This is a genomic window from Acuticoccus sediminis (assembly GCF_003258595.1).
Taxonomy (GTDB): Bacteria; Pseudomonadota; Alphaproteobacteria; order Rhizobiales; family Amorphaceae; genus Acuticoccus; species Acuticoccus sediminis.
Window position 1 is genome coordinate 430070 of the sequence record NZ_QHHQ01000004.1, and the last position, 12265, is coordinate 442334.

14 protein-coding genes are annotated in these 12265 nt (G+C 69.8%); 2 read left to right on the forward strand and 12 right to left on the reverse strand.

Features of this window, described 5'->3' with window-relative positions; genetic code table 11:
- Positions 1-194: 194 nt before the first annotated feature.
- The 4 genes from DLJ53_RS20120 to DLJ53_RS20135 all read right to left on the reverse strand — a co-directional run bounded on the left by DLJ53_RS20120 (position 195) and on the right by DLJ53_RS20135 (position 3545).
- Positions 195-1469, reverse strand: a complete 1275-nt coding sequence (locus tag DLJ53_RS20120; protein ID WP_111348565.1) for a TRAP transporter large permease — start codon at positions 1467-1469, stop codon at positions 195-197.
- Between the two features lie 142 nt (positions 1470-1611).
- Positions 1612-2106 (reverse strand): TRAP transporter small permease, encoded by a 495-nt coding sequence (locus DLJ53_RS20125; RefSeq protein WP_111348567.1) that lies wholly within the window; start codon positions 2104-2106, stop codon positions 1612-1614.
- A gap of 8 nt (positions 2107-2114) precedes the next feature.
- The gene (locus tag DLJ53_RS20130; RefSeq protein ID WP_111348568.1) at positions 2115-3107 is read right to left on the reverse strand and encodes a TRAP transporter substrate-binding protein; all 993 of its coding nucleotides are present in this window, start codon (positions 3105-3107) and stop codon (positions 2115-2117) included.
- A gap of 102 nt (positions 3108-3209) precedes the next feature.
- A complete protein-coding gene (locus DLJ53_RS20135) occupies positions 3210-3545 on the reverse strand; it encodes a hypothetical protein (RefSeq protein WP_111348570.1) in 336 nt (111 codons plus the stop codon).
- Between the two features lie 168 nt (positions 3546-3713).
- On the opposite strand from DLJ53_RS20135, the gene DLJ53_RS20140 reads away from it, so the two are divergent.
- Both DLJ53_RS20140 and DLJ53_RS20145 read left to right on the forward strand, forming a co-directional pair.
- The gene (locus DLJ53_RS20140; protein ID WP_111348571.1) at positions 3714-5540 is read left to right on the forward strand and encodes an ATP-binding cassette domain-containing protein; all 1827 of its coding nucleotides are present in this window, start codon (positions 3714-3716) and stop codon (positions 5538-5540) included.
- A gap of 98 nt (positions 5541-5638) precedes the next feature.
- Positions 5639-6367 (forward strand): TrmH family RNA methyltransferase, encoded by a 729-nt coding sequence (locus tag DLJ53_RS20145; RefSeq protein WP_202913255.1) that lies wholly within the window; start codon positions 5639-5641, stop codon positions 6365-6367.
- Positions 6368-6475: 108 nt separating this feature from the next.
- Here DLJ53_RS20145 and DLJ53_RS36415 read toward each other — a convergent pair whose 3' ends face one another.
- The 8 genes from DLJ53_RS36415 to DLJ53_RS20185 form a co-directional block, all read right to left on the reverse strand.
- Complete coding sequence (locus DLJ53_RS36415; RefSeq protein WP_264194712.1) at positions 6476-6601, reverse strand: hypothetical protein; 126 nt, start codon at positions 6599-6601, stop codon at positions 6476-6478.
- Positions 6602-6828: 227 nt separating this feature from the next.
- Positions 6829-7095: a hypothetical protein gene (locus tag DLJ53_RS20155; protein ID WP_111348576.1), complete on the reverse strand. Its 267-nt coding sequence runs from the start codon at positions 7093-7095 to the stop codon at positions 6829-6831.
- A gap of 104 nt (positions 7096-7199) precedes the next feature.
- Positions 7200-7745 carry an adenine phosphoribosyltransferase gene (locus tag DLJ53_RS20160; protein WP_111348578.1) on the reverse strand — a complete coding sequence of 182 codons (546 nt, stop codon included), beginning with the start codon at positions 7743-7745 and terminating at the stop codon, positions 7200-7202.
- Positions 7742-8623 carry an S-methyl-5'-thioadenosine phosphorylase gene (locus DLJ53_RS20165; RefSeq protein WP_211100646.1) on the reverse strand — a complete coding sequence of 294 codons (882 nt, stop codon included), beginning with the start codon at positions 8621-8623 and terminating at the stop codon, positions 7742-7744. The genes DLJ53_RS20160 and DLJ53_RS20165 overlap by 4 nt, the downstream gene beginning before the upstream one ends.
- The gene (truA, locus tag DLJ53_RS20170; protein ID WP_111349105.1) at positions 8620-9363 is read right to left on the reverse strand and encodes a tRNA pseudouridine(38-40) synthase TruA; all 744 of its coding nucleotides are present in this window, start codon (positions 9361-9363) and stop codon (positions 8620-8622) included. The genes DLJ53_RS20165 and truA overlap by 4 nt, the downstream gene beginning before the upstream one ends.
- 1 nt (position 9364) lies before the next feature.
- Complete coding sequence (locus DLJ53_RS20175) at positions 9365-10630, reverse strand: glycosyltransferase family 61 protein (protein ID WP_111348581.1); 1266 nt, start codon at positions 10628-10630, stop codon at positions 9365-9367.
- A 109-nt stretch (positions 10631-10739) separates the two neighbouring features.
- Positions 10740-11663 (reverse strand): methionyl-tRNA formyltransferase, encoded by a 924-nt coding sequence (gene fmt / locus DLJ53_RS20180; RefSeq protein ID WP_111349107.1) that lies wholly within the window; start codon positions 11661-11663, stop codon positions 10740-10742.
- Between the two features lie 79 nt (positions 11664-11742).
- Positions 11743-12261 (reverse strand): peptide deformylase, encoded by a 519-nt coding sequence (locus DLJ53_RS20185; protein WP_111348583.1) that lies wholly within the window; start codon positions 12259-12261, stop codon positions 11743-11745.
- Positions 12262-12265: the final 4 nt, after the last annotated feature.

Here is a 12265-nt window from a genome sequence, read left to right on the forward strand (position 1 = left end):
CCCTCAGGACGGGCGGCTCGAGCACCCGTCCAGATTGTTCGGAGGCTCGGCACGCGCTGCCGTATCGTCGCAGCGCGGCAGTTCGATATAACGTGTTTGTTCGCCCACGCAAACGGCACTGTTACCCGTCCGTCATGCAAGGGTGTGGCCAAACCGCCAACGCGCCGGGAACGCTCAGGCGGCCCCTGGCCCATTTATAGGTGGAATGGGAGCCAAAGCGCGATCGCGGGCATCAGCGTAATGGCCAAAACGGTCAGCAACATCAAGGCCAGAAACGGCAGAATCCCACGCGAAACCTCGGTCAGAGTGCCGTTTCCGACCGCCTGGATCACATATAGATTCAATCCCACAGGCGGTGTGATCAGCGCACATTCCACCATGATGACGAAGAACACGCCGAACCAGATCGGGTCGATGCCGAGCGGCACCATCGCCCCGGCCAGAACCGGCACCATGATGAGGAGCAGCGACAGGCTCTCCATCACCAGCCCCATGATGAGGAGCACGATCGCCACCGCCCCGATGAAGAGGCTCGGCGAGGCGATGGTGTCGATGATGAAGCTCGAGACGTCCTGCGGGATCCGGTAGAGCGCGATCGCCTTGCCGAAGATTTTCGCCCCCGCCACGATCAGAAGGATCGCGACGGTGGTGCGCATCGACATCACGGTCGCCTCCCACAGCGCCTTCAGCGTCAGGCTGCGCAGCACGATGCCGGTCACGAAGAGCGCGCCCGCGAAGCCGATCGCCGCCGCCTCGGTCGGCGTGTACCAGCCGCGGTAGATCCCGGCGATGACGACGGCCGCGAGGATCAGCGTCGGCAGCGCGCGGATCCCGGAGCGCCGCCGCTCCTCCCAGCTCGCCTTCTCGATTCGCTCCAGCGAGGGCTGCGTGCGGGCGTAGAGGATCGAATAGATGATGAAGAGGATGATCATCATGATCCCCGGCCCGACGCCGGCCATGAAGAGCGCCAGCACCGACTCCTCGGTGATCACGCCGTAGATGATCATGATGAGCGACGGCGGGATCAGGATGCCGAGCGTTCCGCCGGCCGCCAGCACGCCGAAGGTGAAGTGCCGCGGGTAGCCCCGCGCGGTCATCTCGGGGATCGCGACGGTGCCGATGGTGGCAGCGGTCGCCACGGACGAGCCGGAGATCGCCGCGAACACGCCGCAGGAGAGGATGGTCGCCACCGCGAGGCCGCCGGGAAGGTGCCCGACCCAGGCCTGCAGCGCCGCGAAGAGATCGCGCCCCACCCCGCCCTTCAGCATCACGTTGGCCATCAGCAGGAAGAGCGGCACCGCGACGAGGACGAACGAGTCCATGGCCGAGAGCAGCCCGGCCGGCGCCATCAGCGGCGAGAAGCCGCCCAGCGCCAGCAGCATGACGCCCATCCCGCCGAGGACGAAGGCCACGGGAATGCCCAGAAGGAGCAGCACGAAAAGCGCCACCAGGATTCCGACCGTGATCATCGCCGCTCCGCCTGACGTCGCGCGCCTTCCGCGGCCGGCTGGCCCTTGCGGAGACGCGCCCCATGAACCCGCCGCGGCGGGCGGGACGCGCACGCGTCACCGCCCGGCGGCACAGAATAGAAAACGTGCACCGCGCGTCCCGTCAGAGCTCGATGTGCTCGGGATGGGCCGCTTTCGGAGGTTGCGACGGCCGCGCGAGGATGAGCGCCACCGCCTGGATCGCGATCAGCCCGAAGCCGAGCGGCACCGACGCCTGGCTGACCCAGGACGGAAGGTCCAGCATCGACCCGACCGTGCGGCCGCGCACGTAGGAATCCCACGCGATCGGCGCGCCGTGCCAGGCGACGAAGCCCGAGATCACCGCGACGAAGACCAGCGCGAACACGTCCATCACCGCCTGCCCCTTCGCGGACAGCTTGTCGGTGAGGACGGTGACGCGGATGTGCTCGCCCGAGCGCAGCAGGGCCGCGCTCCCCAAGAACACGGCCCAGATCATCGCGAGGCGGGAGAGCTCCTCGGCCCAGATCGTCGGCGCGTTGAAGAAATACCGCGCCACGACCTCATAGGTCAGCATCACGCCGATCGCGAACAGAAGGACCGACGCGATCGCCGACAGGAGTTGAGCCACCCGCCTCATGGAATGCCCTAAAGGTTGTTCGCCGCGTCGTAGACGGTCTTGCCCAGATCGCCCGACTGCGAGAGCCACTTGTCGATCACCGGCTGCGAGGCGGCCTTCCAGGCCTCGATCTCCTCCGGCGTCGGGTCGTAGACCGTCATGCCGTTCTCCTCGGCCTTGGCGAAGGCGTCGGCCTCGATCTTGCTCATGGCGTCACGCACGGACGTCTCGGCGCGGGTGGCGGCCTCGTTGATCCAGAGCTGCTCCTGCTCGCTGAGACCTTCCCAGAAGTCCTGGTTGATGAGGACGATGAACTCGATGTCCGCGACGTTCACGCGCGTGATCGTGTCCATCACGTCCCACAGCGAGCGCGCGGCGACGCCCGAGACGCCGGTCAGGCCGACGTCGACCGTGCCGCGCTGGTAGGCGAGGAACTGCTCGGAGCCGGAGATGAGCGTCGGCGCGCCGCCGACGGTGTCGATCCACTCGCCGAGCCACTTTCCGAAGACGCGGACCTTCTTGCCCTTGATGTCGTCGGGCGTGGCGATCGGGCCGCCATTGGAGATCAGGATGGCGCCGCCATAGGCCTGCCACCACAGCACCTTCGAGCCTGTATCGGCGATCGCGTCGTCGATGGCGGTGCGCACCGGTGCACCGGGCGCCACGGCCGCACGGACCTTCTCCTCGGTGTTGAAGAGGAAGGGCATGTAGAAGACGTCGACGGCCGGGATCTCGCCGACGAAGCGCGTCAGCGAGGCGACGCCCATCTCGATCTGCCCGGAGCCGACGGCCTCAGGCACCTCGTTGTCCTTGTAGAGCTGGGCGGAATCGTAGATCTCGACGTTGATCTCGCCGCCGGACAGCTTCTCGACCTCTTCCTTGAAGAGCAGGAGGTTCTGGCCGAGGTGCGATTTCATCGGCAGCTGCAGCGTGATGCGCAGCGTCGTGGCGGCGCTGGCGGGCAGCGCCAGGCCCGCGAACATGGCACCGGCCAGCGCGCCGGCGATCCAAGACTTCTTCATATGTCCTCCCTCCCTGCGTCGTTGGGCCGACACAGCGTTGTTGGCCCACCTAGGCCAACGAAGAAGGACTTATGTCAAGGCATTAAGCCGCAGTCGCAGTGATTAGGCGGCCACGGAAATCGGCAGCGACTCCGACGGAAGCTCGCCCAGTCCCCGGATCGCGCGGCCCCAGTTGCGGCCCGGAGCGTTGAGCCAGGCCTGCGCGTACTCCGAAAGGCCCGAGCAGACGTCGCGGCTGAGGACGCCGACGAACGTCTTGTCGCCCGGAGCGAGGATGGTGCGGATCAGCCGGGTGACGGTCTCCGCATCGCGGCCCGAATCGATCAGCCAGAACTCGGCGCCGACCCTGTAGACGTCGTTGAAAAGAACGCGCAACCGCATGTCGACACCGGAGCCGTCACGGTCGCGGGGGGACACGAACACCGAGTGGATTGCCATCTGACTCGCTCCGTCCTTGGTTGTCGGAGCGTGACCAATCCTGGTTAACGAGACCCTAAGCCGCCACCCGCCGTCCCCTGCCGCGGCGCCGGTTTCCGGCCGATCCGGTGGCGCTGCGCGAACGGTGCCACTTGTGGGTCCGCCCGGCCGACACTATTGAGGCGATCCATGGCACGCCCTCCCCTTCTGTCTTTGCAGGATATCGCCCTCACCTTTGGCGGCACGCCGCTGCTGGAGGCGGCGTCGTTGCAGCTCGCGCCCGGCGAGCGGATCGCCCTCGTCGGCCGCAACGGCTCGGGCAAGTCGACGCTCCTGAAGATCGTCGCCGGCCTCGTCACCGCCGATTCGGGCCAGCGCTTCGTCCAGCCGGACGCGACGGTGCGCTACCTCGCGCAGGATCCGGACCTCTCCGCCTACCCGACGGTGCTCGACTACGTGCTGTCCGGCCTCGCCGAGGGGGACGACCAGCACGCCGCGCGCGCCACGCTGGAGGCGCTGGGCGTCGACCCGGACGCCGCGCCCGGACCGATGTCCGGCGGGGAGACCCGCCGCGCGGCGCTCGCCCATGCCCTCGCCCCGGACCCGGACGTCCTGCTCCTCGACGAGCCGACCAACCACCTCGACATCGCCGCCATCGCCTGGCTGGAACAGCACCTCAAGGAGCGGCGCAAGTCGCTCGTCCTCATCAGCCACGACCGGCGCTTCCTCGAGGAGCTCTCCACCGCCGTCGTGTGGCTCGACCGCGGCAAGACCTACCGGATGGACAAGGGCTTTGCCGCCTTCGAGGACTGGCGCGACGAGATCCTCGCCGCCGAGGAGGAGGAGCGCCGCCGCCTCGACAAGAAGATTGAGGCCGAGCAGGAGTGGGTGCGGTACGGCGTTACCGCCCGGCGCAAGCGCAACATGGGGCGCCTGCGCAAGCTCCAGGCGCTGCGGACCGAGCGTCGCGAGCAGCGCAAGGCGACGGGCCTCGCCGACATGCAGCTCGCCGGCGCGGAGCGTTCCGGCAAGCGGATGATCGTCGCGAAGGGCCTCACCAAGTCGTTCGGCGACAGGACCGTCGTGGCGGACTTCTCCACCACCATCATGCGCGGCGACCGGGTCGGCCTCGTCGGCCCCAACGGCGTCGGCAAGACGACCCTCATCAACCTGCTGCTCGGCCGCCTGAAACCCGACGCCGGGACCGTCACCTACGGCGTCGACCTCAAGGTCAACCTCCTCGACCAGCGGCGCGAGGCGCTCGACCCGACGACCCCGCTGCGCCATGCGATCAGCCCGTCCGGCTCCGACCAGATCACGGTCGGCGACACCACCAAGCACGTCGCCGGCTACCTCAAGGACTTCCTGTTCACGCCGGAGCAGTTCAACACCCCCGTCGGCGCGCTGTCGGGCGGGGAGCGGATGCGCGTGCTACTGGGCCGCGCCTTCGCGATGCCGTCCAACATCCTGGTGCTGGACGAGCCGACGAACGACCTCGACCTCGAGACGCTGGACCTCCTCGCCGAGGTGATCTCCGACTACGACGGCACCCTCATCCTCGTCAGCCACGACCGTGACTTCATCGACCGCACGGTGACGACCACCCTCGTCGCCGAGGGGGACGGAACCTGGAGCGAGTATCCGGGCGGCTACTCCGACATGCTGGTCCAGCGCGGCGAGGCGCCGGTGCGCGCCATCGAGAACGCCGGCAAGCCGAAGAAGGCGAAGGACACGAAGGACGCCCGGCCCTCGACCGCCGCGGCGGCGCCGGCGAAGAAGGGCAAGCTCTCCTTCCGCGAGAAGCACGACCTCGAGACGCTTCCCGCCAGGCTGGAGGAGCTGGAGGCGGCGATCGCCAGGCTCTCTGACGCCCTCGCCGATCCAAACCTCTACGCCAGGGACCCCGCCCGGTTCGAGAAGCTGACGAACGACCTCTCCACCCGCCAGGCCGAGAAGGACGCCGCGGAGGAGCGCTGGCTCGAGCTGGAGATGAAGCGCGAGGAGCTGGAGGCCTGAGCCCCGCCGGCCCCGACGGTCCGCCGGCGGACGGCACCCCTGCGTCCCCGGTCCGCGTCACGGACCCCGACGACCCGGCCATCGCCCTCTTCCGCGACGTGAAGGAGCGGGACCGGATCGGCCGGCAGGGCATCTTCATCGCCGAGGGACTGTCGGTGCTGACCGTGCTCCTGACGCGCTCGCCGCTGGAGACGCTGGCGATCCTCGTCGAGGAGAGCCGCGTCGACCGACTGCCCGTCCTTGCCGAGCGCGGGACCGCACCGCTCTACGTGGCGCCGCAGGCGGTGCTGGACGGCATCGCCGGATTTCACCTCCACCGGGGAATCCTGGCGGCGGGCCGCGTTCCGGCACCCCGGCCGCTCTCGGCCCTGCCGCACGGACCGCTGCGGCTGCCGGTCTGCGTCAACCTCGCCAACCACGACAACGTCGGCGGCATCTACCGCAACGCGGCGGCGTTCGGCGCGGCGGGGGTCGCCGTCGACGCCACCACGGCGAACCCGTTCTACCGCAAGGCCATCCGCGTCGGCGCCGGTGCACCGCTCACGGTGCCCACCTACGCCGTGGGCGACGATATCCTCGGCGAGCTGCGGGAGGCCGGGATCACGCCCTACGCCCTCACCCCGCAGGCCGGGGCGTCGCTCGGCGCCGCGCCGCTCGCCGCACGCGCCGCCTTCCTGCTGGGGACGGAGGGGCCGGGCCTTCCCGATCCGCTGATCGGCGGGTGCGAGCCGCTGGCAATCCGCATCGCGCCCGGCGTCGACAGCCTCAACGTCGCCACCACCGCCGGTATCGTCCTCCACGCGCACGCGCTGCAGCACGGCCTCTGAGCCGTCCGGCGCGGCGACGTCAGCCTCGCCACAGCACCTTCTGGAAGGATGGCCGCCGTTCGACAGGCGCCAACCGCAACCGGAAATGGCCGCGCGCCAGCCGATACCTCAGGCGATCGGCGCGGGTTCGACCCGCTGCATCGGGAGGACGTTGGCCTCCCGCATCGCCGCGTGGTCGGCCGCGAGCACCTTGTCCCGGAGACGTTCCAGGAGCGCCTTCTCGCGGTCCGTCACAGCCCAGATGATCCGCGGCGCGAGGTAACGCGCAGCAACCCGCGGGGACAGCCGGCAGGCCATCCGGCTCGCACACCAATAATTGCGCAATTCATAACTAACGGACATCGCCCTGCACCAAAGTTCATGCAATTGAGGACAACGCTAACCTTTGGTTCAGGGTGCTGAAAGCAGGATCGCCGGCATAGCTGTTTGGCCATAACCTTCCGGCAACCCTGTCCTGCCCGTCAGCCGAGCCCCTCCATCAGCGCAGCCGGGCCCTGCAGCATGTCGATGCTGAACACCAGGTCGTCGACGGGGATGCCGCCGTCTGTGGACGCCTCGCTCCCGATCGACAATTGCAACGCGGCAGGCGCGGGGCTGCCCGGATCGGCCGGTCCGAGCGCCCGCTCGAACGCGACGATCACCTCGTCGTCCACCTCGGGCAGGCCGCCATCCGGCCCGATCACACGCGAAAAGCTCGGGAAAACCCCACCGTCGACGATAACCGACATATCAGTTTCCTCCCTCTTGCCCTGCAATTAGGCAGGAGGTCGGGCGGCAGGACAATCCTGCCGCGATCACAACCTGAGGAGGAGGTCGATTCGCGCCGGCCCGTTCAGTGGCCCTCGAAGGACATCACCGCGTAGCTGTCGATGCCGATGCCGGCGAGCTTCCGCGCCCCGCCGAGCTCCGGCAGGTCGATGGCGAAGGCCGCCATCGGCACGGTGCCGCCGGCCCGCTGGATCAGCCTGGCGGCGGCGATCGCCGTACCGCCGGTGGCGATCAGGTCGTCCACCAGCAGCACCGTCGCCCCGCCCGCCGGCACCGCGTCCTTGTGGATCTCCACCTCGTCGGTGCCGTACTCGAGCGAATATTCCTCGCGGTAGACGTCGGCCGGCAGCTTGCCGCGCTTGCGGATGGGCACGAACCCCTTGCGCATCCGCACCGCCAGCGCCCCGCCGAGGATGAAGCCGCGCGCGTCGATCCCGGCGATGAGGTCGATGCCGTGCCCGGCGACATGATCGGCGATCGCATCCACCGTGCGCGCCAGACCCTCCGCGTTGCCGAACAGGGTCGTGACGTCACGGAAGATGATCCCGGTCTTGGGATAGTCCGGGATGGCCCGGACCATCTCGCGCAGGTCGCGCGTCGCGTCGTTCATGGTGCGGTCCTGTGGAGGACGCGGCCGGCGACCGCGTCGAGCTTGGCAACGAGTGCGGGGTCGCGCGCGTCGGGCGAGGTGATGATGGCGAACTCGAGCGCCGTGTCGGACCCGGCCGAGCAGACCTCGCGCGTCGGCGGCGTCGCCACCGCGAGCGCCTGGACCAGCGCGCGGGCCGCGTCGCCGTTGGCGTTCATCGTCGCGATGATCTGCTGGATGTCCACCTCGCCGTGGTCCGGGTGCCAGCTGTCGAAGTCGGTCACCATGGCGACGGTCGCGTAGGAGATCTCCGCTTCGCGGGCGAGCTTGGCCTCCGGCATGTTGGTCATGCCGATCACGTCCGCCCCCCAGGCGCGGTAGAGGTGCGATTCGGCGAGCGACGAGAACTGCGGCCCCTCCATCGCGAGGTACGTGCCGCCGCGGCGGGACTTCACGCCGCTGACCTCCGCCGCCGCCTCGATCCGGTCGCCGAGATCGCGGCTCACCGGGTGCGCCATCGACACGTGCGCCACGCACCCCGTGCCGAAGAACGACTTCTCCCGCGCGAAGGTGCGGTCGATGAACTGGTCGACGATGACGAAGGTCCCGGGCGGCAGGTCCTCCCGCAGCGATCCGCACGCCGACAGCGAGACGAGGTCCGTGACCCCCGCCCGCTTCAGGACGTCGATGTTCGCACGGTAGTTGATCTGCGTCGGGCCGAGCCGGTGGCCGCGTCCATGGCGAGGCATGAAGACGATGGGCGTTCCCGCGAGCGTGCCACGCAGCACACTGTCGGATGGCTCGCCCCATGGGCTCTCGATCGTCTCCCAAGTCCCTTCGAGGCCCGGGAGATCGTAAAGTCCCGAACCACCGATGATGCCGAGCACAACGTCCATCAGCTCTCCTCGTAGTCCACGCGCGTCAAGATCAGGCCGGCCGACGGTGCGACCGGACCACAGGCCGGCCGCGACCGTGCCGCCAGCGCCGCCGCGACATCGTCCGGCTGCCAGCGGCCGATCCCGACCTCGACCAGAGTGCCGACCATGGACCGAACCTGATTGTGAAGGAAAGACCGCGCGCTCGCCGTCACCGCAATCACCTCCCCGTCGCGGGTCACATCGAGGCGGTCCAGCGTCCGCAACGGGCTTTTCGCCTGACACTGCGCGGCCCGGAAGGTCGTGAAGTCGTGCTTGCCGAGGAGGTGGCGCGCGCCGGCGTTCATCGCGTCGACGTCGAGCGCCTGCGGCACGCGCCAGGCGACCTGGTCGAGGGCCAGCGGCGCCCGGCGATTGATGATACGGTAAAGGTAATGCCGGGCCCGCGCGGAGTGGCGGGCGTCGAACTCGTCCGGCACGCGCTCGGCGGCGAGGATCGCCACAGGTTCGGGCCGCATGTGGGCGTTCATCGCGTCGCGGACGGTGTCGGCCCGCCAGTCCCTGACGAAGTCGACGTGCGCCACCTGGCCGGTCGCGTGGACCCCGGTGTCGGTGCGGCCGGCGCCGTGGACACGGGTCGGCGTGCCGCAGAGCCTCTCCGCCGCGTCCTCCAGTGCCTCCTGCACGCTCCGCCCGGTCTCCTGGCGCTGCCAGCCGACGAACGGCGACCCGTCGTACTCGATGGTGAGCTTGTAGCGCGGCACGTCAGGCGCCGATCCGGTCCGCGGCGGAGCGCACGGCACCGAGCACGCCATCGATGTCCACTGTCCAGGCGTCCCTGCGACGGTCGCCCGCGACCGGGGTGCCGAAGTGCGGCGTGTAGCCGAGGCCGAGGGCGTGGGCGATCGCCATGTAGACCGTCGTTCCGCGGTTGGGATTGAAGAGTTCGACCACGCACGTGCCGGGGCGGGCGGCGACGAGGTTCGTCAGCGCCGCGCCATGGGGTGCCACCACCACCTCCGCATCGCGCGCCAGGGCCAGCTGCTCGGCGGGGGCGAGCGCGCCCATCTCCACCGCCTCGAAGCCTTCGCGGCCGAGCGCCTCGATCAGCGGACGCTCGTTGAGGAGGACGCGGGCGCCGGCATCGGTGCGGGCGAGGTAGAGCCGCCGCCCCGCGCGCGACCGCTCCCCGGCCGCGGGAAGGTCCGCCAGCAGGCGCGTCAGGATGAAGTCCATCGCCTCGGGATCGAGATAATAGAACGGGTGCCCGCCCATCTCCGCCGTCGACGACAGGACCAGGAGGCGGGCGACCCGGTAGACCCGGTCCGAACGTGCGACGTTCGCGCCCGGGCACACCCGGTCCAGCGCGTACGCCGGGTAGAGCGCGGTGGCGCCGCCGAAGAGGCAGCCCTCCGGCGCGACGCCGAGGCGCTGGGTGAAGACGTAAGCCCGCGTCAGCCGGTCGCCGACGAAGTGGGCAGGGTTGGCGGCACCGGGAAAGAAGTCGTCGCAGAACGCGGCGAAGGCCAGCGGCTCCGCGTTCGCCGCCAGCCGCTCCTGCCGCTCCAGCACCGCCGACGAGGCGGGGTCGACGGTGTCGCCACGGAAGATGGTGAACCGGTTGCCGGTGGTCGCGAGGCAGACGTCGCGGTACTCCAGCACCGTCAGCGCCTTCTGCATCGGCATCCGCAGGCCGCCGCGGTTCAGCTTCGTGCCGCGGAACAGCGCCCATGGGAGCGTGCTCTCGAGCGGGTTCGGGCGCTCCGGCAGGACCGTCGTCTCGGACACCGCGAGCGGGGCCACCCTGATGCCGCGAATCGCCGGGACGGCGCCGCTCGCCTCGTTCGCGGCGAGCGCCTCCGCCAGCAGGGTGCGGTCTTCGGGCGGGAGACCGTGCGCGGCGAGAAGCTGCTCGCGGCTGCGGTAGACGAGGTCCCCGAACGCCTTGTCCCGCGGATAGGACGGCCGGCCGAGACGCATCACGCGACGCCAGAAGGCGGGGGCAGTGCTCGGCTTTGCGGGATCACGCATGGCTGGATCGCGCCTGTTGGGTTGCGCGCAACGGATGCGCTTCTCGGATACGCGGGCTTGCGCGATGGCCTACATTCGGCCCCGGCGCGTGTCCATCGTGGCGGTCCGGTCAGACCTCGAAGCGGTCGCCGGGCCCGATTCGCGCGCCGCGCAGGAAGGCGTCGGCGTCGACCGGGGACTTGCCCGCCCGCTGCACCCGCAGCAGCCGCACGGCCCCCTCGCCGCAGGCGACGGTGAGGCGGTCATCGAGAACTTCGCCCGGCGCGCCCGAGCCGGTGGCGACCGTCGCCCGGAGGACCTTCAGCCGCTCCGGCTTGCCGGCGATCTCGATCGTGGCATAGGCGCCCGGCATCGGGTTGAGGCCGTGGATGTGGTTGCGAACCGCCTCCGCCGGCTGGGCGAAATCGATCGGCGCCTCGGCCTTGTCGATCTTGGAGGCGTAGGTCACGCCCTCCTCCGGCTGCGGTGTCAGGGTGAGCGCGTCGCGATCCAGCGCGGCCAGCGCGCGGACCATCAGGTCGGCGCCGAGGCGGGACAGGCGGTCGGTGAGGTCCGCCGCGGTATCGTCCGGGCCGATCGGCGTGTGCTCGACCATGCCGACGGGGCCGGTGTCGAGCCCCTTCTCCATCCGCATCACGGTGACGCCGGTCTGCGCGTCGCCCGCCATGATGGCCCGTGCGACGGGTGCCGCGCCGCGCCATCGCGGCAACAGGGACGCGTGGACGTTGTAGGCGCCGAGCGGTGCCGCCTCCAGCACCGGGACCGGCAGGATGAGGCCGTAGGCGACGACGACCAGCGCGTCCGGCTCCAGCGCCGCGATCGCCTCCGCCTCCTCCTTCAGCGAGGTCGGGTGGCGCACTTCGATCCCGAGCGCCTCGGCCGCCTCGTGGACGGCGGACCTGCGCTCGGCCATCCCCCGCCCAGCGGGCCGCGGCGGCTGGGTGTAGACGGCCGGGACCGTGTGCCCCTGCCCGACGATCTCCATCAGGGTCGGAACGGCGAAGGACGGCGTTCCCATGAAGACGATGCGCATCATCGGCGCTCACCCCTGGCCACGAGCGATACGCGGCCCGCCGGAGACGGCGACCGGGCGAAAGGCAATGTATGGATCATCACGCGGCGCCGAGCTTGGCCTGCTTGGTGAACTTCTTCACGACCCGGTCCCGCTTCAGCCGCGACAGATAGTCGATGAAGAGGATGCCGTTGAGGTGATCGATCTCGTGCTGCAGGCACGTGGCGAGGAGGCCGTCCGCCTCGACCGTCTGCTCGGCCCCGTCCCGGTCGAGGAAGCGCACGGTCACGCGCGCGGGCCGCTCGACCTCCTCGGTGTAGTCGGGGATCGACAGGCACCCCTCCTCGTAGACCGAGGTCTCCTCAGAGCTGGCGACGATCTCCGGATTGACGAGGACCATCGGCGCGGGCTCCGCGTCCTCCCCGGTCGCGACGTCGAGCACGATGAGCCGCTCCAGCACGCCGATCTGCGGGGCCGCGAGGCCGATCCCGGGGGCGGCATACATGGTCTCGAGCATATCGTCGGCCAGAGCCTTGATCCGCGCGTCGACGGAGGTCACAGGCTCGGCCACGCGCCGCAGCACGGGATCGGGAATGATGAGGATCGGACGTTTCGCCATGAGC